Genomic DNA, 21,584 nt, shown 5'->3' on the forward strand with positions numbered 1-21,584 from the left:
TATGATGAACGAGAACAACGAGGTTTTCTCAATGGAGGACGAGCAGGTTGCCACCGCGATACAGAATATGCTCAAAGGCTCCAAATGGCTCTCCGCATTTTTGGAAAGTTACCGTCCGCCACTGGACGGGGAACATTACCTGACGGACAAGGAGGTGGCGGAAATGCTCCGGGTAAGCCGCCGCACCTTGCAGGAGTATCGCAACAACAGGATGCTGCCCTTTATCCTTCTGGCAGGTAAGGTGCTTTATCCCGAATCGGGACTGCGTGAACTGTTGGAGGCGAATTACCTCAAGCCGCTGGAATAAGGCGGTTGCATGAAAAAAAAAGGAAACGGACAGCACCCGATGGCGTTGTCCGTTTCCTTTTTCGTTGTCTGTATGCGTGTTCAGCAATATCCGGTTTTCCCGTTCTGTATGAACATCACGTATGCCTGCCTCTTTTCCTTTGAGAGTGCCTTCTCCACCAGCCACATGCGGAACACGTGTGTATAGTATGTGTTCAGCCGGAAGGCTACTGGAATGATGATTTCAAGCGAGTAAACATCCGCGTACAGGCCGTTTTCAAGCTGTATGTAGCGGCATACCTCGTAGTCGTTCAGCACGTCCGACTTGCGGACGGCTTTGATGGCGGCGTTCACTGCCGGGACGGTGGCATGGAACTCTTCGGCGATTTCCCCGGCGGTCATCCATACCTCGTTACCGGTTACGCTGACCGTCTTGTCCTCTATAATGATTATGTCACGTTTCATGGCGTCTCTGTTTTAGATGGTACATCCTGCAAATTCCTCGATTTGGTTCAATCTTGCGGCAAGGTTCTCCATGTCTTGGTTGAGCTTCTCTTTGGTTATCTTCGCGTATATCTGCGTTGTCTTTATACTCTTGTGTCCCAGCATGGAACTGACTGTTTCGATGGGTACACCGTTGGAGAGGAACACCGTCGTGGCTGCCGTATGGCGGCTCTGATGCCACGTGATGTGCTTGGTGATGCCGCAACGCTTGGCGACGGCACGGATTCCGGCGAGGCACGTGTTGTAGTGGGGAACAGGGAAAATCCTGCCGTTTTCGCACAGCCCGCGGTATTTGTCGATGATTTGTTTCGCAATGTCAAGCAGGCGGATGTTAGACACCACGCCCGTCTTCTGGCGGTTGATGTTTATCCACTCGTGTTCATCGAAGTAGGTGCGGATGTTCTCTTCCGTCAAATTGCGCATATCGGCGAATGACAAGCCCGTGAAGGCGCAGAACAGGTAGAGGTCGCGGTATAGTTCCTGTTTGGCGTTCTTCAGTTTACCTTCCATCAGCAGGCGGATTTCGTCTTTGGTCAGGAAACTGCGTGTCGTTTCCTCCTTCTTGATTTCATACTCCCTGAACGGGTCGCGTGTGAGCCATTCGTTGTTGATGGCGATGAACACCATCGTCCGAAGTGGGCATACATACAGCCACACGGTATTGGTGCAGCAGTGTTTGTCCGTGCGCAGAAACATCTCGAAGTCGGAAATGAAAGCGGGGGTAAGCTCTTTCAACGCGATGTCCTTCACGTGGTAACGGATGTTGAGAAACTCTTGCAGGTGCTTGTAAACGGTCTTGTACTTCAAGAGTGTGCCTTTGGCTTTCATGCCTGCTTCCACCTGCTTGGCATAGTCCTCGTTGTGTTGCTGGAACACCTGCATCAGCGTGTGATAGCGGTGTTCCAGTCCGAGAAAGGCGTTCTTCACCTTCTCTGCCGTGACGAAGTTGTCACGCTCCATGATTTCCTGATAGTGCTTGTTGATGCGCACCCGCATCTTGTCAAGCATGCGGTTCGTTTCGAGTGCCGCCGTGCTTCTGCCCGTGACACGTCCCCCTTTGGTGTCCCACAACTTGGGATCGATGGTCAGTTTGCAACTGAATTGCGTCTGGCTGCCGTCCACCGTGATGCGTCCCATGACGGGAACCGTCCCGTCTTTTTTCACTACCTGACGTTTGAGGTAGTAAATAACTGAAAATGTACTCTTCATCGTCCTTAATTTTTTTGTTCAAAATTAGTTGGTGAAGAGCCCTCCTCTGATACGCAAATTGCGGAAGAACGGCGCAATCTTTTTTCGTTACCGGATTTTTTGCGTGAGTTGTCAGTAACTCACTAATCCTTAAAGCCTTGTTTCGTTATTCGTGTCCATTTCGTCACCTATTGAGCGTGGTTACGAACAAGTAACGTAGCTCCGTCTTGATTTGGCTTCGGCGTGGATTGTAATGGCTCTCGGAATAATTGGCAGCGTAAATGAAACCCCTGTAAATCAAATCCATTACCATATTCTTCCGCATTTCACTTTTTTGTAGTAACTTTGTTGCCGATATGTACCGAAAATCCGGCAACTTATGAAAAAGATTGTTTTCTGTCTTCTGCTTTTAACCTTTTCTTTTCGCCTTGCGGCCCAGATTGACTATTTGGAGCCGGTGAAACCTTTTTCCACTTATACAGGCGAGTTAGGCGAATATTATCGTAGTGTGTTTTCTTTACTTAATACGGGCTTCCAGAAACAGCCTTATGCGCGTTTTGCAGCTATCCCTTCCTTTTCGCCGGAGTATGCAATGTCGGTAGAGAAGAGGAACGGACGTTATACCCTGGTTTCGAACACATTATCGCGTACTTATTGGCAGGCAGAGAAGGGGACGGTGACGGTGGATACTAAATCGGTTGTCATTAGTGCTTCCCTATATCAGTCTTTAGGGGCTATCTTTCGTTTGGTGACAGAGCAGGTACAGGATTTGGACGGTTCTACGGCTGGTTTGGATGGAATTGTTTATTTTTTCTCTTCTACGGATGCTAAAGGTAAAGAGCAGATGGGACGTAAATGGTCGCCGGAAAAGGGAACGTTGATGGAACGTCTCGTGTTGGTTTGTCAGTCGGCTTATATGTTATCCCGAGGGGAAAATATTTCTGAACAGACGTTGGCAGTGGAGGCTGCTGCTTTATTAAAAGCATTGCAACAGCGCACCAAGGAAGAGCCGGATGCTTATAAGCGGCCGATGTATATCGGAATTTATCCGGTGGGTCCCCGTTCAAAGACACTTTCCGGAAGACAGGTGGAGGAACCTGCTCATTTCTCTGCGATGACTCCGGAAGAATATATTGCCAGTGAAATGGTTTATCCGTCAGGGCTTTTGGAGAAGAATGTTTCGGGTTATGCTTTGTGTGAGTTTACTATTGATAAAGAAGGGGTTATCCTTCGTCCTCATATTCTACGTTCCACTCATCCGGAATTTGCAGAGGAGGCTCTCCGCATTGTCAAAGGAATGCCGAAATGGTCACCTGCATTGGTGGGAGGAAAGCCGGCGGATAGTAATTACACTCTTTATGTTCCTTTCCGTCCGCAACTCTATCGGAATAAATAAGCAACTTTGCATCTAAAGTCCGATTAATAAAAAAGAAATATTGCATTTATAAGTTGAACTTATACTCTCTCCAATAAATAAAAAAAATAAATTTGCTGTCATCTGTCACAGATTGTAGCTTAACTGTTTGATTATGAAAAGTTAATGGCGTGACAGCAGCATGGTGACAGCACTGTGACGGCAATAATGCTGTCACTGCAAAGCAAAGAAGAGATAAACGCACTGCAAAGGCGGTATGGTAGAGATGCATACCCAAATCAAGTAAAAATCACAGATGAAGTTTCATTGCCTGAATAGTATTAACCACAGGCAGATAAGCTATTTTATTTATTACCCCTGTACTTACGGGGCGGGACCTGCCTTGTAACCGATAGTTTCAAGGCTTGAAACTATTGGTTCTGCGGTGCGAAACTAAAGTTTCATTGCCTTGAAACTTTAGTTTCTCTTGCTTGGAACTATTAGTTTCTTACTGATGAAACTATAGTTTCACACTGATGGAACTTTAGTTTCTCACCGATGAAACTATTCTCCCGTGTAGTTGTTTACTTATTTGTCTTATATAAAATTCTATTGTAACTAAAAAGCTTGTCATTTATTATCTTTCTTTTCAGAAAAAAGAAGTATATTTGCAATCAAGGACCGGACCTTTGACAGCCGGACTTGTATTTATAGGACATTTAATTTATTAGTAGGAAAGTCGCATTTTCGAATAGATGATAAATCAAATGTCCGTGCCAAGCTTATATCCCTATCGATATATAAGTTCTGGTGCGGGCATACTGTATTTTTCATCTATGGGTATGCGACTACCTCTACTAGGAAATACATGTATCGTTCGCACCTTTTTTATATCCGGTTGCGACGTATACATCTAAAAACAAACGAGTTATGGCAACAAAACAATGGATTGGTATTGAAGAAGCGGCAACCAAGTATCAGGTATCTACCAGACGTATTATTACTTGGTGTGAAAGGCAAGAGATTATTTATTCAGAAATCGGTGATTATCTGATGCTTGATGAAAACAGTCTGACGGATTGTCTTGAACGAAATATTCGGTTCAGTCTTTCCGAAGAAGAACACAAACGCCGGATGGATGAGAAGATGAAGGAAAATGAAGAGGAATTTTTTCTACTTCAATCGCTGAAAGAGTTGACCCCATTGATCCGGTTAATAATAAAAGAGCTTGCCGGAATGATAAGGAATGATGAAAGACGACAACTATTTCTTTATACCGTCTTACAAGGAAATATTAAGGATTTTAGTGTCCGGAAACATATGAAATATCGTCAAGCACAGAAGGCATTTGAGGGACTTGTACAGGAAATAAAATCTCAAGCGGGATTCCTTAGGACTTATAAGGAAGAAAATATCCGTCTTAGAGCAACAGTACGGATGTATGAAATGAAATCCCGCCAAAATGGCTTTGATAATGATATGCTCATGAGAGAGGCGGAAGAAACGAATCCGGAAATTTTTATTCCCGAAGATATAAAAGCGGCAAAGGCTTTACTTGATACTCCTATCACAGAATTGAAATTCGATATTCGGTCGCAGCGGATCATTTCTGAAGCTGATATAAAAACACTCCGGGAACTGCTACAAATCACTTCTCAATATGGGTTTAGGAAGTTGCGTGATATGTTACGGAATTTCGGGCTGGTTTCACAAAAGAAAGTGGAAAAACGCTTGAAAGAGCTGAATGTACTGGACGTTGCCGGCAACTGCAATTTATATAGGTATCTGGATGAATGACACAGATTGGGCTGGAGTGTTTCTTTGATAGTATAATAACATGGCTGATTTCTTCAAAAATCATTAAAATAGAAAACTTTTCTTCGTTTGTATTGTCTTATAGCCATAAACTTTTAAAACGAAAACTTATGGATGATATGATTAACAGGCATGATTCGATAGCCGAGGAAAATATCGAGCCGAATGGTCGTCCGGCTAAGGACCAGTTTGAAGAATGGAGCGGCGAGGTTGCCGACCGTGCCGATGACGTATTCAAGAATGACAAGAAAGACGGTCCTATTAAAAACCGTGAGAAACGTATAAAAGAAATGGACGAAGTGATTAAAAAGGACCTTGAATAAAGGTCCTTTTTTGTTTTCTGCGATACGGAAAGAAAGTACAGAAAGATGCATACGGATGAATAAAAATAAGAAATTATACTATCATCCAGTAAATCAATATAGGTATTAAAATTCCTATTATCGTTAGAATTCCGCCGATGCCCCACAATCCCTTTTTCCCGGGAACAATCAGTAACCCGGTGATGAGCAAAATAAACATGAGTAAGAGGAATGCATCGGAGGTTATTGTCCATAAAGAACCCGGATTGCGATGTAGCTTATTCAATGCGGTTAGGAAAGCAGGACGATGCATTTCTTTAATAAATGCTTGCTGGCTGGTTGCATCCAACTTGATTACCAATTGTTCTTTGCCAAAGATGGTCAGTTTGTTTTTACTGAGGCTGAAACGGTTATACAGGTCGGGATTGCATGAGAGATCGGAGATAATCTTTCGTGCATCGGCTTCTGTAAAATCGTCTTTATTGGCAGGGAGCTGGAATATATAGTCCACCGTACGTTCCTTTTTCTGATTCATGAATGTAAATTCTTTCCGGTGGTTGAGCAGGAAGCCGGAAAGGAGATAGACAAACAGGATGCCTGCACAAATGAAAGATACATAACGGTGCGTTAAACGTAAGTATTTGAGCGTTTTGGGAGATAACATTTTTATATAGAATTTACTAAGTTAGTGAATGTCCAATTCGTCTAATATGTATTGGGAACGTGAATATTGCTCCAAAGTCCATAACACATAGCGGATATCTACTGCGATGTTACGACTTTTCTCATTTCCTACAGTTTCGTAGTCGGAACTAAGTCCCTGCCAGATACGGTCGAAGTTGATACCCACCACTTCTCCTTTGGCATTCAATACCGGACTGCCCGAACTACCAGAAGTGGTATGTGCATCTGTCAGGAAACAACAGGTGGGTGTCACTTTCTGGCTAAAGTAGTTACTGGGTTGGCGGTGTTCGATGAGTTTGACGAAACGTGCCGGCAGATTGAAGTCCTTGTTTCCGGCATAAAGGCGATGACGGCTGAGCATTCCGTCAACAGTTGTAAATGGAGTATAGATGACTCCTTCGCTGGGAACGGCTGCCTTTACTTTTCCCGTAGAATAACGCAGGGTGCGGTTGGCGTCAAATGCAATTTGTGTCCCCTTGTTCTTTTCAGCGTATGCTTGCAGATACAAAGAGTAGAGTTTCATGTTTTTATTCTGATACGCTTGTTTCAAACGGTTTATTTTTTCTACATACACCAGATAGAAACCGAGTGACAACTGATACAGCCCATCTTGTGACAGTGCAGCTGTTCCTTGTGTCGGTACACTGTCCAGAAGTGCGAGCATACTTTCTTGATTACGCAGGGGGGAATGATCGTACAGGCTGTCTATATAGGCAGAAAGATGTTGAGGGTAATGCTTTTCTACCTTTTTCAATGCTGTGGAGTAGAAAATAGAATCTACGTGATCCAGATAATAAGCCAACATCTTTTTCATGATATATTTGTCGTCTTCAGGTCTGAAATCACGATAGAATGCTACGGTAAGCGGTTTCAGTTTGCGGATTTCTCCTTTCATGGCAGTCTTTACATTCTTGCTTTTTCTTTGTTCCATTTGCACCAGTTTTTCAAATTTTCCGGCAAAAGGAATGACGTTGGCACCATAAAGTGCGACTTCGCGAAACATCTGGTCTGTGAAGTTCAGTTGGGTAAGACGTTCGTAGTTTGCTTTCATATCATCGAGCAATGTTGCCCCGTAGCGTTGCGTACGGGTGTCATCAGACAGAATCCATCCTGTCATCGCCTGTTCCTCCTGCTGTTTCCGGGCAATGATGCCGGATTCTTTCACACCACTGATCTCACCAATTGATTTTAGATAGACATTAGCAGCGCTTCCGGCCTTAATGTTATAGTAGGAATAAAGCGAGTCGGCAGCCGTTTCTTTACGTTGTGTGTAGAAGTCGAGCTTGATTTTGGCAATATCTGCTTCTGCTTGCGTGTCTTTGAATACAATTTTCTCAAGGGCAAACGAAGGGACATATTGCCTTGTTTGTGCAGGATAGCCGGCAACCATTACAAAATCATCGGGTTTCACTCCTTTGGTAGAGATAGACAAATGAGCGTCGGGTTGATAGGGGCGGTTCTGCTTGTTGTAGGCTGCCGGTTGATTTTTATCGTTGGCATAAACGCGCAAGATGGCGAAATCGGCAGAGTAACGGGGCCATTGCCAGTTGTCTGTGTCGCCTCCGAATTTCCCTATCGAGATGGGGGGAGCGGCTACGATACGCACATCCTTGAAGCAGCGGAAGACAGCCAGGATGTATTGTCTGCCACCAAATAAGGAGTAGATTTTTCCTTCTACACCACGACCTTTGGCTTGGGATTTGACAATTTTATTCCCGTTCTCGTTGATCTTTTGGGTAAGTGCCTGATCGGTAAGATTTCCGGTATCTTGTGTTATTTCCGTCGTTACGTCTTTGATAGTGATTAATTGATTGACCTGTAAATTCGGAAGATAAGTCTCTTCGCTGCGTTGGGTAGCCCAGCAGCCATGCTTCACGTAATCGTGGTTTGCATCGGAGATATGTTCGAGATAACGTGCGACACAGTGGAAGTTGGTCAATACCAGTCCTTCACCGGAGATGAAAGAGGCACTGGCAGAGGGAGAAAATGTACTGTTGTCATAACTTAATGAAAGGGTAGCATTCGACAGACACGACTGGTTGATGTCGTAAATATCTTTTTCACTAAGGCGCAATCCCTGTTTTTTCATTGCCTGATGTACTTTTCCTTGTATTTGAGTAGGCAGCCAGAAGCCTCCATCGGCATGCACGGGCTGTATGCACAACAGGCAGAGGAGGTAGAAGGCGGAAATAATGGTAGTTAGCTTCATTGTATTTTGTTTTTTAAATAATTATTCCAGGTAGAAGGATTAGTTGTTAACTGTTCGCGGATGCGGGTAAGATGCTCGCTGACCGTAGGGGAGAAGAGTACACTGAAAGAGGAGGTACGTGCTTCTGTTAGCAATGATTGCAAGGTCTGGAGATAGCTTTCCTGCAAATGTCGTGTGAATATGTCCGGTGTCTTGTCCGTAAAAAGATAGTTGGCAGAGACTTCCAGATAATGGGCGTAGGTAAATCCTGCTGGTGTTTCGTTCGAAGAGATTCGTTCGGCAATGATTCTGCCAAACATCTTTTCAATAATTGTCTTTTGTGCTTTTATGATGGCTTCGGTTGGGTTGCCGGCATATTTGCATACGGCATCCGTCCGTAGGAAGTTGTATCCGCCAAGCAGTTCTTTCCAAAGAAATTCGACAGCTTTTCCGGATACTTCATCGGAGAAACCAATAAAAGGAATCACACGTTCCAGATGGTCGAAATAGGCTTGCTGCAAATCGGTATAGGTGGCGGGCATCTCCTCAAACGGGTTATCTGTCAGACGTTTTTTGTTCCATTCCGGCAATTGCGTCAATATTTGTTGAAGGTTGCGGATTCCGTAGGTTGCCGATGCGACGGGGTCATTACCGAGATCGGAGGTTTGAACGGTAGGATCAGTGGGAATGGTGCTCGGTGCCATGCGTCCGCAATGATACATGGGGTCGTTTTGTTTTTCATCTATCCATCCGGCTACAGTTCGGGTGTTCTCGCGGGAGAGATAGGCGTATCCGATACGGATGGCGTATCGGTCGTATACTCCCAACAGGGGAGGTAATACGTAACGGACGCCGTCTCCCGGTTGGGCGACATAATTGAACCGGGCATAATCCATGATGGACGGGGTGGTGCCGTAACGTTCTGTAAATTCCGGACGACGCAGGTCTTCTGTATTATGGGCATACGAGGCTTTGAAATTATGTTCCAGTCCGAGGCAGTGACCTATCTCATGGGCGGCGGCGTAACGGATTAATTGTGCCGTTATGTCATCCGGTAGTGTTTTCGTGCGTGCCGCAGGATGGTAGGCTGATGTTTGCAGGAAATACCATTTGCGTAGCAGGGCTATGACATTACTGTGAAACAATACGTCTGCTTGCAGAATTTCTCCTGAACGCGGGTCTACCCAGTGTTTTCCCATTGCGTTCGGGAAATCGCTGACTACATATCGGAAACAGTTGAAACGTATATCGTTCGGATCGAACTCCGGTCCGGCTTCGGCGTATGTCTTTGCTTGCATAACTTCTTTAAAGCCAATCTCTTCGAATGCTTTGTTCCAATCCAGTATTCCTTTGCGTATGGCTTTTTTCCAAAGAGGAGGGAAGGCATCGTCTATATAAAAAACGATGGGTTGTTGAGGCTTCACTTGTTTGCCTTGCAAATAACTGCGTACATCTTTAGGAGAGGGGACAATCCGGAAGCGGGTGATGTAGTTTTCCGCTGCGATTGAGGGAGTATCGAAGTTGAATTTCCGTTTAGGGATATTGTCATATCCTACCCGGGCATCGTGTATACGTGGTTGCATAGGTTGCTCAGGCAGTAGTAACAGCGATTTCCGTATGGTAGTGAGGAAAGGTTGGGTGGTTCCTTCAAAACCATACTGTACGCTGACTTCCAGGTTCTTTTCGTGGACGTCTACCTGAAGTATTTTATTGAGTTGGGGCAGGGAGCGTCCTGGTGACGTTTTCCCTCCAAAGGGGTCTACACCTTCTATGGGCTCACTAAGAAATTTGCTCCAGTTTACAACAATCGAGCTGTCTGTCTCCTGTTCTATTTTCCAGGATTCCGCTATGGGAGTGATAGCATTGCGCGCATAGGCCGGATATGAAAGATGAGTTGTGTCCTCACATAAGTTTTTGGAGTCGGGACGTAATAGATATAACTGTTCTTTGTCATATTTCAAACGTATCCATACCGGATCATAAAGTCGCTGGCCTGCATAAAGTTTAACTTTATTATTGGGAGAACTGACGGTCATCACACGGGCTGCTAACAGAAAATCCCGGTTTATCAACCGTTTGGGTATTTCTACAAAACATCCTTTAGCGTTTTGCCGGATGTGAAACATGGGGGCAGAGTTACCCCAAAGGAGGGTGGGAAAGAGCAGCAGGAGTAGCAACCGAAGTTTGTTATTGGCAATTCTCATCATGATTGGTGTAAATTATCTGGTTGGTTTTTGTGGGGTGAGGAAGGTTAATGGTACAATCCGAGACTTATTCCGAACATTTTGGAATCGGTTTTCTTGTCGGTCTTCAGATATGCTCCTGTGGCTTTGACGAACCACACGTTGGTGTGTTTCTTTATAGTTACAGGCATTTGATATTGTATTTGAAGTTTTCCGTGCGCATACGATGCTCCATAATAGGTCATGTCGGGTAAAAGCACACTTTGGGCGTATTCAGTGGACGGATCGTTGAGTGACAGGTCCGATGATAGCGAAATGTGATATCCGGCTTCTGCTTCTATCCATAATGAACGGTTGTTTTTGCGCAGGAATGAATATCCGCCCTCCATGCAGATAGTTGCCTGTCGGACTGTAAGCGATGAAGACGGAAGATTGTATTGATCTTCTACCGATTGAAAATAGGCGCGTGCGCCTGCGTAGGCTGTGGCTTCTCCGGTGTGATGATTACTCCACAACAGGCGGTAGTGCAGATTGGCATTGAGTAAATCGACGGTGTAACGTTCGTCGTACGTGAGAAGTGTGTTCCAGTAGGAAGATTCGATACCTGTTACCGGATCTTTTTCTATTATTTTTTCCTGACGGTATTCGTCGGCTTTTCCGGTCTGATAGTTAATGGAAATGTCGATGATGTGTTCTGTGCGTCCGGATTTGATCCGGTTCATAGAAAGCAAGTTGTAGGTGGTGGTGTGATATTTTCCCGGTGAATATTTGATGTCTCCCCATACGTCTTCGTTGCCTTTGGCGTATGAAAGGGTAGTAAGTGTTTGAATCCGTTCGTTTTTATATTGATAAGACAATTCACCGCCAAATTCATGGTTGACGAATTCACGTTCAAAACCGGAGTAACCACCAGTGGTACCATCAGTATTTTCCATTCCGGTGAAGGTGTAGTATTTGAGGTTCGGATCGGTTTGTACGGTGGTGATGTTAGGGATTTTTTCTTTTCTGCGATGGTAATAACCGCTAAGACCCAGCGAGTGTTTGTTCCACGTGTAGGTGACGGCAGGAGTCAGTTGATAGTCTGCCAGATTGGTGCGTGAACGGGGGTCTTTCAGTCGGGAAAGATCTCCTACTTTATAATCCAGTCGTGCGCCGAAAGTGAAGTTTTTGATAGGCAGAGTGGCTAACGCTGCCGAGAGGTCGAAGTTCTGGAAGTCGTACTTTCCTTTGATGGAGCTTCCTGAAAAGTAAGGATTGGAGTGGTGGCTACGCAATACGTCGCTCCATGAACGGTTGAATTGCCGTCCCATGTCAAAGGTAAAACGCCCGTATCCGTAGAGATATTTTCCAATTTTTTGGTATCGTTCCGAAGTGAACAATAATTTGTTTTGCTCATCACCGTCCTGAACCCGATAGTGTGTGCCTTGCTGATGAGAGAATTCGAAATAACTGATTCCCCGGTTGGTCAGCGTATCCAAAGAGAGCCCGGCAGGATTCAGGGTACGTCTCCATAACTGGGTAGCATCGGCGTACTCGTATTTTTCTTTTGTCTGTAATTCGATATCTTGGGCATGTATGCACAGTGCAGTTACCATCAGACCGGTAAAGAGTATATATCGATGGTTCATCATCATTTCTGAATTGGTTTAATTATTTCGTGAAGTAGTTGAAGAGACTGTACCGGAAGGTTATATGTTCTTGGGGCACAGTCTCTTTTATTTTCTATTATTTGTATTCCCTCGGTTTGATTTCAGTTGATACGGCAAAATCGTTACTGCTGTTATTGGTATCAGCAAGAATGGTGCGCCCGTTTTCTGTCTTGGCTGTTTTGCGGTAGACTACTTCTCCGGTATATCCGGTGGTAGCCTCCGTGTATTGATAGCCTGCATCAATGTAGTTGTAAAGACGTTTGGAATTTTTATCTACTCCCGTACTTTTGTTTTTCAAACATTCTACACCATCCATTATGTATTTTACAGGGGTTTTGACAAACTTGCTTCCTTTATCTTTACCGTCAACGTATACAGTTTCCCATGAGGTTACATCTTCATCCGTACTGAATAATACAACAGAACAGGGACCACCTTGTACCAGATTCATATTACTGATTGTGGGAAATGTTGTATATATCAGTTCTACAGCCGGGGTTGCAGGATTGTTGGTTGTTTTCCCTTGCGTATCTTTAGCTTCAAAGTCGGCTTTGGATAAATCTACTTCATTATTTCCTGTATGGTCGATGGCACTATTGGCAACGATTATCGAGGCTCCCGGTGCAACTTCTGTGACTCCATTAGATGGGAAACGATAAATCTGTTTTAGGTAGATATATTCCGGTGTGGAGCCAAGCGTATATGCAGGAGTACTTTCCGACTCTACCAGTCCGAAATAAAGTCCGGCTATATCAACGGTTTGGTCCGAGTTATTAAAGAACTCAATGTACTTTCCTGCCAGATAATTTTTATTATTGTTGTCTTTGGTTCCTGCATAGTAAACTTTGCTGATAACAATTGATTGTTTGGCAGAAATACTTGTTTGAAGTTCGATGGTTGTTGACGAGCCGACAGTATATTTCAATAGACTGCCGGAAATCACATAATTTTCATTTTGCGGATCGTTGCCTGTCATTTCTTCATATTCTTCTGCAGTGATTTCGCAGGAAGTAGAGATGTCATACAAATCGGGAATCACTCCTTCGAAAGTGGCTATACCTTTTTCGTTTGTAATGGCAGTGTATTTACCCATTGTAACAGTGTGCCCTGTATATAGAATGTCGGACTTGAATCCTTCGGGCATGGATACTTTCACTTGTACGGTCAATGCTTGTGTGGCATTGTCGTCAGAGGAACATGCAGCCATGATAACTGTGACAGCCGCAAACATCATTTTTGTAATAAAAGAAATTGTTCTATTCATATTGTGATTTATAAATTAAAGAATAATTCGACACCAAAACTGAAATTACCTGTATTACGCTGTACTAGCGTGTTGGAGGTAGAGTTTTTGAGAAAAGGTTCGTAAAAGAGTATGTTGTTGGCATAGAATGAAATGCCGCCTATATTGCCCAGCTCCTTGGTGAGGCGTCCCGCCATTAACCATGTAATAGGGGCTTTGCTTGGCACATTGTCTTTAGGATTCTTGCGTTGGCTTTTCAATGATACCCCTTTTATTTTGTAGTTCTCATCTGCCAGCATATCTGCTGTTATTTCATGATAAGAGAGGTCTGTGTCTATCCATCCGATGGGGTCCATCGGAGGATTGTTGCTCTTGGAATAATTGTACCAGATGGCTTGTGTTGAGAACGAAGCTACCATACGCAGTGCCGGGATATTGGTCACAATCCGCAGAGTGTTCGTAAAGCGGCGGTAAGTGCTATAGTTTAGCCCGGATGGATATACAATTTTGAATGGAATGGTATTGGTTACCTGATATTCAGTAGGTAGATCGGTAGGATTGCTACTGTTGATGTCTGTAGAGTAAGTCTTGGATTCCATATATGCTCCTGACAGATAGAATGAAGTGTGCAGTGCCGGAATCTCGCCGAAGTCAAAGTCCATTTCTATCCCTTTATTGATAGAGACATTCGTGTTTCCTATTTTACCGGTCGTACTGAGTACAAGGTCCGTGCGTTCTGGATTATCCCAATCTATTTTTGTGGCTTGTCCAGGAGTGATAATCAGTCCTTTTTCCGCAGAATAATAGTTGGCTGTATACGTAAAATATTCTGTGGCCGATCCGAATCCGTTAGCGGTTTTATCATGATAACCGATGAGGCTTAATTTATGCTTGTCCGATAACTTTATGTCGAACCCTGCCTCCCATTTGCGATTGGTCGCATTCTTCAATCCTTTAGTTCGTTGCACGTTGTACACTTGGGTGTGGTACATTAATATTTGTCCGACTTTGTCGTCTTGAGGCATATAATTGGCAGCTACACGGTCGATGTACTTTTTGTCGGGATAGAGATAATCCAAACCGGGAGTTTTTGAGTTGAGTCCGAATCCTCCACGGATATTTAGCCATTTGTTGACGGAGAATGAAGCATTTACACGAGGAGAGAAAGAAAAGGTTGCTTCATCCGCCCACGGCTGTAAAGTGGTGAAACGTCCGCCTAACTGTATTTTCAGAAATCTGTTTTCTGATATATCCCAACGGAAGTTATCTTCTATGTAAGCGGCCATCTGATGGATGCTCGGAATATCGGAGAAAGGACGGGGACGTCCGTTACTGTTGGGTTGCAATGGGTAACGGTCGTCATCATTATAATATCCGCGGGCATTATTCCAGTCGTAGTGGTATTCCACTCCCATTTTGAAGTTCTGATATGTTTTCTTTGATTTTACGAAGAACGTGTTGCTGACTTTGGCATATACATTTCCGGGACGGCTAAGGGAACCTCCGCTTGCCTGATAGGAGCTTTGCTCGAAAGGCACATTATAATACCCTGTTTCTGTGGCAGTAAGTATCGGTAGCAACCCGGACGAATTGGCAACAATGGCGCTCTTTTCCATCTCTGTTTGAGTATAGCTGACACCTAATGTGTAATTAACAGTACGTGAGAATGGTTTATTAATTGATAGTTTGCCATTATGGCTTAGTGAGAACAGCTGGTTGCGATTCTTTTGAAAAGTGCCGTCGTCAATGGCATCCGGGTCTTTTCCATTCCAGTCTTTGCCCATCATGTAACGTACCTTTGTGTCTGTATGCCAGATACGTGAAAAATCTTTGCTGTATCCCAAGCTAAAGGTGTAACGGTCGAATGACTTTGTTTTCTGGCGTGGATCTCCCCATGCTTGTGCATAGTCGAGATTGAAATTCAGGATACCGGCATCTTTGTTTAAACGTAATCCTTTACCGAGCGAGTAATTCATTGTTCCGGGATTTATCTTTCCCTTGATCTGCCAGGGAGTTTGTCCGATTTTGGAATGAACAACTACAAGTCCGGAGGTTAAATCACCGTATTCGGCAGAAGGAATACCACGGATTATTTCTACGGATTCAATATCGTCCGCACTAATTTGGCGTAAGTCTGTTCCGACAAATGCGGTACTTGAAAATCCTCCTTGCGATAGTGTACCATTGTTGGACATGGGAACTCCGTCCATTATGATACTCGAACCGAAGGCATTGGTGTTATTGTTAACAAGAGTACGGAGCTGTACATTGGAACGGGATGTCAGATCTGTATTTTTCATTAAGTGCCCCGGTATGAGTTGCATCACGTCATCAAGGCTCATAGCCTGTAAATGGTCTATCGCTTGTCTGCCTATAATGGAGCTGGTAGATTCTCCGGCCGCATTTTGTTTTGCTACCACTACTACCTCTTTCAAAGCTAGCGAAGTGGGAGACATGCGGATCGTCAGATCCAGGTTTTGTTCAACGTTGATTTCCCGTTGCACAGTCTCGAAGCCTACATACGAAATATTTAATATGTATTTTCCTGTGGGGACGTTTTTTAGTACTGCCTTTCCCTCCATGTCGGTTGCGGCATAAGCTCCTAGCGGATTGAGAACGCAGGTTGCCATTGGTAGCGGCTGTTTGTTTCCCCTTTCCAACAACAGGATATGGATGTCATGAGTGGTGGTTTGCTTTTGAGCAGGATAGAGTAGAATAACGGATTCATTGATTTCGTACGTCAGTCCTATTTGCTTGCAAAGGTTGTTGAGTAAAGTGCTCAATGATGTCCCTTGCGGATAATTGAGTGTTACAGTCTGTTGGCTATTAATATTCTTCTCTTCATAGACAAAATGTACATTGGCAGCTTGCCGAATCTGGGTCAGTGTGGTACGTACCGGGATATTCCGTACTGATATGACCACATTTTGGTTTTGTGCCGATACATTGGCGGCAAACAGGATAATGGCTACTGTTTGCATCATCCGGATTAAAAGATATTTTTTCATATTTGAACAACGCTTTTTCCTGTTTAATATTGGGGACGGTTCTCTGTTATCTCAATAACATTTCCTTTCTGTCTGAAGTGTACATTAGAAACTTTGGATAATATATCTACTGCTTTTTGTAATGGTTGGTCGCGGAAGATGACTCCTGCAAACTTTCGTTCACGCAATTGCGGGTCGGCAAAGGTCATGTTAACGTTATACCAGCGCGAAAGTTGTTGCACAATAGTTTCCAGTGACGTATCGGTATATTCGTATATACCGTTTGCCCAGGAAGTATATTCCTGTACCTGAACTGTTTGTGTATTAATTGTTTTTGATTGTATGACAGCTTGTTCACCGGGTGAAAGAGATTTTTGTTCTGTCCCTTTCTTTTCCTCGCAGTATACTTTTACGGCTCCTTCTTCCAAGGTTACGGTAGTTTGATTCTTCTCGTAAGTATTGACATTAAACCGTGTTCCTACTACTTCTACTATACCGTACGGGGTATGTACAATGAAAGGATGGAGCGTATCTTTGGCAACTTCAAAGAGAGCTTCTCCTGTGAGGTAGACTTCTCTTTTATTACCGGTAAAAGAAACGGGATAAGTAAGACGGCTTTCGGCATTGGCGTGTACGCGTGTACCGTCTGAAAGCACGAGTTTATATTCTCCTCCTCTGGGTACATTTAAAATATGCTTTTCTGCATTCTTTTGTATACTCGTTTGAGTGTCGTATCTTAATTCTTTTTCTGTATTTTGAGCAACTTGCATGCCGTTTGCATTGAATATGGATTTATCTTGCGACAGCAGGTCGTAAGATTCTCCGTTATTTACAAACAGGGTTGCTTTCTGTTCCCCTCTGTGTGCAAATAGAGATTGGTCATATTCTGTGAGTGTGTAAAAACTGAAAGCTGCTATTAACAGGCAGGCAGCGGCAGTGCTGCTCCAATAGGTGTACATTCGTATCCGTTTACGGTGGCGGATGCGTTGCTGGATTGATTCCCATGCTTGTGCTTCATCGCATTGTGCCGCAAATTCATTTACCCGTTTCAACCGGTACCAGTTGAGCAAAGTAATCAGATTTTTCTCCGTTTTATTATGGTCTTCTTGATTCATCTTTTCTCTCGTTTTATTATATGATCCGGAATTGTGTAAAATGGGTGTCAAAAACGAGAGACTTTTTTTCTTGGAAGATTTATGATAGGTTTATCAAGAATAAAGATACTAGAAGTAATTTCTCGTTTTTACGCAGTTTCTTCATCGCTCTGGCAAGATAAGTCTTTAATGTATTGACGCTGATATGCAGTTCACTGGCTACTGCTTTATAGCTTTTGTTTTCAATAACGACACCATAGAGTGCTTTCTTTTCTTGTTCGGGCAATGCTGCTAAAGCTTTTTCCAACTCCTTTTCTTTTTGTTCACGTTCATTCTCTTCAAGGCTTTCACATATATATAGGTATTCTTCTTCGTTGAGAAGAATATCGCTGGAGTCTATCTTTTCTCGTTTTTCAATGAATTTCAGTGATGCATTGCGAATACAGAGATAGGCATATCCTTTCAGATTGTCAGTAATGGTTTTATAGAGCTTCTTTTCCCAAAATGAAATAAAAAAACTTTGAACGATATCTTCGGATTCGGAAAAGTCATCCGTAATCTGTACTGCATACATACATAAACGGATATAGTAACGCTGAAAGAAAAGGTTGAAGGCCCTCTCTTTATCCGTACTGAATAGACTTACTAATTCTTTATCCGTTAAATGATTCATTTTTATAATAGAATTATGCAATGCAAAATAACATAAAAATATTAAGATATAATACTTCTTGTTTATGTTTTTATGATAAAACGTCATTGAAATACCTATTTGTAGGTATTCGATATCTTTTTGAAAGTGTAGATGTTCAGTCGGAAATGCAGCTGTAAGGCCGGAAACATGGGAGATTTAGGCGTTTTTTTCTATGAGTTTTTCTTTTGAAGGGAATAGAGGGATGGAATAGTTATAAAAAAAGAAAAAAGAGTTCTGTTTTAGAACCCTTCTGCGATGTTTGTGGAGCGTATCGGACTCGAACCGATCACCTTAACACTGCCAGTGTTACGCTCTAGCCAGATGAGCTAACGCCCCTTTTTTGTCTTATATGATAACGTTTGTAAACGAATCTTTTTTGTTGCCGCAAATATAATGCATTATTCTGAAATAATTGCTATGTTTGCGGTAAATAATAGTATGAAATTAAGATATGCTGATTTATAATACAACTTTTCAAGTGGACGAGGATGTTCACGACAATTTCATGATTTGGATAAAAGAAAGTTATATCCCTGAAGTACAGAAACACGGTACGTTGAAGGCACCGCGCATTTGCAGGATATTAAGTCATCGGGAAGAAGGAAGTGCGTATTCTTTGCAATGGGAGGTGGAAAGCAGTGGGTTACTGCATCGTTGGCATTTGGAACAGGGAGTACGTTTGAATGACGAACTGGCAAAAATATTTAAAGATAAAGTGATCGGGTTTCCGACCTTGATGGAGGTGATAGAGTGATTCAACCGGTAAAAGAAAAGATAATCCTGGGGATTGACCCCGGTACGACAATCATGGGATACGGTGTTCTAAGAGTGAAAGGAACCAAGCCTGAAATGATTGCGATGGGGATTATCGACTTGCGTAAATTTGCCAACCACTATCTGAAACTTCGCCATATCCATGAACGGGTATTGAGTATTATTGAAAGTTATCTGCCTGATGAGCTGGCTATTGAAGCGCCTTTCTTCGGTAAAAATGTACAATCGATGTTGAAGTTGGGCCGTGCACAGGGGGTAGCGATGGCAGTGGCGTTGAGCCGGGACATTCCGATTACGGAATATGCTCCTTTGAAGATAAAGATGGCTATCACCGGAAACGGGCAGGCATCCAAAGAACAGGTAGCGGATATGTTGCAGCGGATGTTGCGCTTTCCCAAAGAGGATATGCCTACTTTTATGGATGCAACAGACGGATTGGCAGCAGCCTATTGTCATTTCCTGCAAATGGGGCGGCCGACCATGGAAAAAGGTTATAATAGCTGGAAGGATTTTATAGCGAAGAATCCGGATAAGGTGAAGTAAAGCGACTGATTATAGGGATAGATATAAAGGAAATATCTAGGGGAGGTTTAAATGAAGATGGGAAGTAATTATTTAGCAATATTAGGGGTGACTACAGTGACAACAGTAATGAGCTGCTCCCCTGCGAAAAAGGAATATGCTTCTTTTGAGCTGTATCCGGTTCGTACGGGAAGTCTTACGGAAATGGAATATACGCCGTTGGCAACCAAATTTTATCTTTGGTCACCAACTGCAGAAGAAGTACGCCTGATGCTATATGATGCCGGTGAAGGCGGACATGCTTATGAAACAGTAAAGATGGAGCCCACAGAAGATGGAACCTGGACAACTTCAGTAGATGAGAACCTGCTTGGCAAATTCTATGCCTTCAATGTAAAAATCAATGATAAATGGCAGGGAGACACGCCGGGAATCAATGCCCATGCTGTCGGAGTGAATGGGAAACGTGCTGCCATTATTGACTGGAAGACTACAAATCCCGAGGGATGGGAGAGTGACAGGCGTCCTTCTCTGAAATCTCCTGCTGATATGATTATCTATGAAATGCATCATCGTGACTTCTCGGTTGATTCTACTTCGGGAATTAAGAATAAAGGTAAATACCTCGCATTGACTGAACACGGGACCATGAATTCAGATAAGTTATTGACCGGTATCGATCACTTGATAGAACTGGGAGTGACACATGTACATCTTCTTCCTTCCTCTGATTATGCTTCTATCGACGAAACAAAACTGGAAGAAAACCACTATAACTGGGGATATGATCCGGCGAATTATAATGTGCCGGATGGCTCTTATTCAACTGACCCTTATCAACCTGCCACTCGTGTGAAAGAGTTCAAACAAATGGTACAAGCACTGCATAGAGCTGGTATCCGTGTGATAATGGATATGGTTTATAATCATACTTTTAATACCGTTGAAAGTAATTTTGAACGTACTGTTCCCGGTTATTTTTATCGTCAGAAAGAAGACGGGACATTGGCAAATGGTTCCGGATGCGGTAATGAGACGGCAAGTGAACGCCCTATGATGCGCAAGTTTATGATAGAGTCCGTTCTTTATTGGATAAAAGAATATCATATTGACGGTTTCCGTTTTGACTTGATGGGAGTGCATGATATTGAAACCATGAATGAGATCCGGAAAGCGGTGAACAAGGTTGATCCTACCATTTGTATTTATGGAGAAGGTTGGGCAGCCGACACTCCCCAATATCCGGCAGATTCGTTGGCAATGAAAGGGAATGTTTCCCACATGCCGGGAATTGCCGTATTCTCGGATGAATTGCGTGATGGGCTTTGCGGACCTGTGTGGAAAAAGGAGAAAGGGGCTTTCCTCGCCGGAGTTCCGGGAGCAGAAATGAGTGTTAAATTCGGTATTGTGGGTGCTATTGAGCATCCGCAAGTACGGTGTGATTCTGTTAATTACAGTCAGAAACCGTGGGCGGAGCAGCCTACCCAGATGATTAGCTACGTTTCCTGCCATGACGGTTTGTGTCTTGTTGATCGCTTGAAAGCAAGTATGCCGGGAGCTACTCCCGAGCAACAGGTTCGACTTGATAAGCTTGCGCAGACGGTAGTCTTCACTTCGCAAGGTATTCCTTTTATCTATGCAGGAGAAGAAGTGATGCGCGATAAACAAGGGGTGGACAATAGTTATAAGAGTCCGGATGCAGTCAATGCTATCGATTGGCGACGTAAAACGACGAACGGAGATGTTTTCATGTATTATAAGCGACTCATAGATCTGCGTAAGTCCCATCCCGCTTTCCGTATGGGAGATGCGGAAAAGGTTCGGAAGCATCTGGAGTTTCTTCCGGTGGAAGGACAAAACCTGATTGCATTCCGCCTGAAGGATCATGCGAACGGAGATAGTTGGGAAGATATTATCGTGGCTTTTAATTCCCGTATGACTCCTGCGCGTTTGGAAGTGCCTGTTGGTAAATATACAGTGGTATGCAAAGATGGTGTGATAGATGTGCGTGGATTAGGTACGCAGATCGGACCGGAAGTAATTATTCCCGGACAGTCTGCATTGATTATGTATAAGTAGCTTTAGTCATTATTTGTCATATCAATAACGGCTTTCTTT

Annotated in this window: 17 protein-coding genes and 1 tRNA gene; 7 read left to right on the forward strand and 11 right to left on the reverse strand. The window is 43.5% G+C overall.

Going from position 1 to position 21,584, the window contains the following annotated elements; genetic code table 11:
• Window position 1: 1 nt before the first annotated feature.
• Window positions 2–307, forward strand: coding sequence for a helix-turn-helix domain-containing protein (locus KSX81_RS18395; protein WP_008616581.1), 306 nt, complete (start codon window positions 2–4; stop codon window positions 305–307).
• A gap of 80 nt (window positions 308–387) precedes the next feature.
• On the opposite strand, the gene KSX81_RS18400 is transcribed toward KSX81_RS18395, so the two are convergent.
• The gene (locus tag KSX81_RS18400; RefSeq protein WP_004308431.1) at window positions 388–750 is read right to left on the reverse strand and encodes a hypothetical protein; all 363 of its coding nucleotides are present in this window, start codon (window positions 748–750) and stop codon (window positions 388–390) included.
• 12 nt (window positions 751–762) lie between these two features.
• A complete protein-coding gene (locus tag KSX81_RS18405) occupies window positions 763–1,998 on the reverse strand; it encodes a site-specific integrase (protein WP_004308432.1) in 1,236 nt (411 codons plus the stop codon).
• A gap of 358 nt (window positions 1,999–2,356) precedes the next feature.
• On the opposite strand from KSX81_RS18405, the gene KSX81_RS18410 reads away from it, so the two are divergent.
• From KSX81_RS18410 to KSX81_RS18420, 3 genes are all read left to right on the forward strand, one after another.
• Window positions 2,357–3,373, forward strand: coding sequence for an energy transducer TonB (locus KSX81_RS18410; protein WP_004300861.1), 1,017 nt, complete (start codon window positions 2,357–2,359; stop codon window positions 3,371–3,373).
• 888 nt (window positions 3,374–4,261) lie between these two features.
• The gene (locus KSX81_RS18415; RefSeq protein WP_217725750.1) at window positions 4,262–5,128 is read left to right on the forward strand and encodes a hypothetical protein; all 867 of its coding nucleotides are present in this window, start codon (window positions 4,262–4,264) and stop codon (window positions 5,126–5,128) included.
• 128 nt (window positions 5,129–5,256) lie between these two features.
• Entirely contained in the window at window positions 5,257–5,469 is a 213-nt protein-coding gene (locus tag KSX81_RS18420; RefSeq protein ID WP_004321504.1) for a hypothetical protein, read from the forward strand.
• 73 nt (window positions 5,470–5,542) lie between these two features.
• On the opposite strand, the gene KSX81_RS18425 is transcribed toward KSX81_RS18420, so the two are convergent.
• From KSX81_RS18425 to KSX81_RS18465, 9 genes are all read right to left on the reverse strand, one after another.
• Window positions 5,543–6,112 carry a PepSY-associated TM helix domain-containing protein gene (locus tag KSX81_RS18425; RefSeq protein ID WP_004321502.1) on the reverse strand — a complete coding sequence of 190 codons (570 nt, stop codon included), beginning with the start codon at window positions 6,110–6,112 and terminating at the stop codon, window positions 5,543–5,545.
• A 21-nt stretch (window positions 6,113–6,133) separates the two neighbouring features.
• Complete coding sequence (locus tag KSX81_RS18430; RefSeq protein WP_004300857.1) at window positions 6,134–8,341, reverse strand: S46 family peptidase; 2,208 nt, start codon at window positions 8,339–8,341, stop codon at window positions 6,134–6,136.
• The gene (locus KSX81_RS18435; protein ID WP_004300856.1) at window positions 8,338–10,527 is read right to left on the reverse strand and encodes a zinc-dependent metalloprotease; all 2,190 of its coding nucleotides are present in this window, start codon (window positions 10,525–10,527) and stop codon (window positions 8,338–8,340) included. Before KSX81_RS18435 ends, KSX81_RS18430 begins: the two co-directional genes overlap by 4 nt.
• A gap of 44 nt (window positions 10,528–10,571) precedes the next feature.
• Entirely contained in the window at window positions 10,572–12,137 is a 1,566-nt protein-coding gene (locus tag KSX81_RS18440; RefSeq protein ID WP_004300855.1) for a DUF6850 family outer membrane beta-barrel protein, read from the reverse strand.
• Window positions 12,138–12,228: 91 nt separating this feature from the next.
• Window positions 12,229–13,416 carry a DUF4876 domain-containing protein gene (locus KSX81_RS18445; RefSeq protein ID WP_004300854.1) on the reverse strand — a complete coding sequence of 396 codons (1,188 nt, stop codon included), beginning with the start codon at window positions 13,414–13,416 and terminating at the stop codon, window positions 12,229–12,231.
• An 8-nt stretch (window positions 13,417–13,424) separates the two neighbouring features.
• Window positions 13,425–16,403 carry a TonB-dependent receptor gene (locus KSX81_RS18450; protein ID WP_004300853.1) on the reverse strand — a complete coding sequence of 993 codons (2,979 nt, stop codon included), beginning with the start codon at window positions 16,401–16,403 and terminating at the stop codon, window positions 13,425–13,427.
• A gap of 23 nt (window positions 16,404–16,426) precedes the next feature.
• Window positions 16,427–17,497, reverse strand: a complete 1,071-nt coding sequence (locus KSX81_RS18455; protein ID WP_004300852.1) for a FecR family protein — start codon at window positions 17,495–17,497, stop codon at window positions 16,427–16,429.
• A 79-nt stretch (window positions 17,498–17,576) separates the two neighbouring features.
• Entirely contained in the window at window positions 17,577–18,149 is a 573-nt protein-coding gene (locus KSX81_RS18460; RefSeq protein WP_004321495.1) for a sigma-70 family RNA polymerase sigma factor, read from the reverse strand.
• A 283-nt stretch (window positions 18,150–18,432) separates the two neighbouring features.
• Window positions 18,433–18,506 (reverse strand) — tRNA-Ala (locus KSX81_RS18465).
• Window positions 18,507–18,621: 115 nt separating this feature from the next.
• On the opposite strand from KSX81_RS18465, the gene KSX81_RS18470 reads away from it, so the two are divergent.
• The 3 genes from KSX81_RS18470 to pulA are packed head-to-tail and all read left to right on the forward strand — an operon-like array spanning window position 18,622 to window position 21,545.
• The gene (locus KSX81_RS18470; protein WP_004300849.1) at window positions 18,622–18,924 is read left to right on the forward strand and encodes a DUF4286 family protein; all 303 of its coding nucleotides are present in this window, start codon (window positions 18,622–18,624) and stop codon (window positions 18,922–18,924) included.
• On the forward strand, window positions 18,921–19,487 hold the full coding sequence (ruvC, locus tag KSX81_RS18475) for a crossover junction endodeoxyribonuclease RuvC (RefSeq protein ID WP_004300848.1): 567 nt from the start codon (window positions 18,921–18,923) through the stop codon (window positions 19,485–19,487). Before KSX81_RS18470 ends, ruvC begins: the two co-directional genes overlap by 4 nt.
• Before the next feature lie 51 nt (window positions 19,488–19,538).
• Entirely contained in the window at window positions 19,539–21,545 is a 2,007-nt protein-coding gene (pulA, locus tag KSX81_RS18480; protein ID WP_004300847.1) for a type I pullulanase, read from the forward strand.
• Window positions 21,546–21,584: the final 39 nt, after the last annotated feature.

The organism is Bacteroides sp. MSK.18.37 (assembly GCF_019129155.2).
GTDB lineage: Bacteria > Bacteroidota > Bacteroidia > Bacteroidales > Bacteroidaceae > Bacteroides > Bacteroides ovatus.

Excerpts from the sequence above, each read along its gene's own strand:
- KSX81_RS18395 (WP_008616581.1), top strand. The coding sequence starts at position 2 with ATGATGAACGAGAACAACGAGGTTTTCTCAATGGAGGACGAGCAGGTT.
- KSX81_RS18400 (WP_004308431.1), bottom strand. The coding sequence starts at position 750 with ATGAAACGTGACATAATCATTATAGAGGACAAGACGGTCAGCGTAACC.
- KSX81_RS18405 (WP_004308432.1), bottom strand. The coding sequence starts at position 1,998 with ATGAAGAGTACATTTTCAGTTATTTACTACCTCAAACGTCAGGTAGTG.
- KSX81_RS18410 (WP_004300861.1), top strand. The coding sequence starts at position 2,357 with ATGAAAAAGATTGTTTTCTGTCTTCTGCTTTTAACCTTTTCTTTTCGC.
- KSX81_RS18415 (WP_217725750.1), top strand. The coding sequence starts at position 4,262 with ATGGCAACAAAACAATGGATTGGTATTGAAGAAGCGGCAACCAAGTAT.
- KSX81_RS18420 (WP_004321504.1), top strand. The coding sequence starts at position 5,257 with ATGGATGATATGATTAACAGGCATGATTCGATAGCCGAGGAAAATATC.
- KSX81_RS18425 (WP_004321502.1), bottom strand. The coding sequence starts at position 6,112 with ATGTTATCTCCCAAAACGCTCAAATACTTACGTTTAACGCACCGTTAT.
- KSX81_RS18430 (WP_004300857.1), bottom strand. The coding sequence starts at position 8,341 with ATGAAGCTAACTACCATTATTTCCGCCTTCTACCTCCTCTGCCTGTTG.
- KSX81_RS18435 (WP_004300856.1), bottom strand. The coding sequence starts at position 10,527 with ATGATGAGAATTGCCAATAACAAACTTCGGTTGCTACTCCTGCTGCTC.
- KSX81_RS18440 (WP_004300855.1), bottom strand. The coding sequence starts at position 12,137 with ATGATGATGAACCATCGATATATACTCTTTACCGGTCTGATGGTAACT.
- KSX81_RS18445 (WP_004300854.1), bottom strand. The coding sequence starts at position 13,416 with ATGAATAGAACAATTTCTTTTATTACAAAAATGATGTTTGCGGCTGTC.
- KSX81_RS18450 (WP_004300853.1), bottom strand. The coding sequence starts at position 16,403 with ATGAAAAAATATCTTTTAATCCGGATGATGCAAACAGTAGCCATTATC.
- KSX81_RS18455 (WP_004300852.1), bottom strand. The coding sequence starts at position 17,497 with ATGAATCAAGAAGACCATAATAAAACGGAGAAAAATCTGATTACTTTG.
- KSX81_RS18460 (WP_004321495.1), bottom strand. The coding sequence starts at position 18,149 with ATGAATCATTTAACGGATAAAGAATTAGTAAGTCTATTCAGTACGGAT.
- KSX81_RS18470 (WP_004300849.1), top strand. The coding sequence starts at position 18,622 with ATGCTGATTTATAATACAACTTTTCAAGTGGACGAGGATGTTCACGAC.
- pulA (WP_004300847.1), top strand. The coding sequence starts at position 19,539 with ATGAAGATGGGAAGTAATTATTTAGCAATATTAGGGGTGACTACAGTG.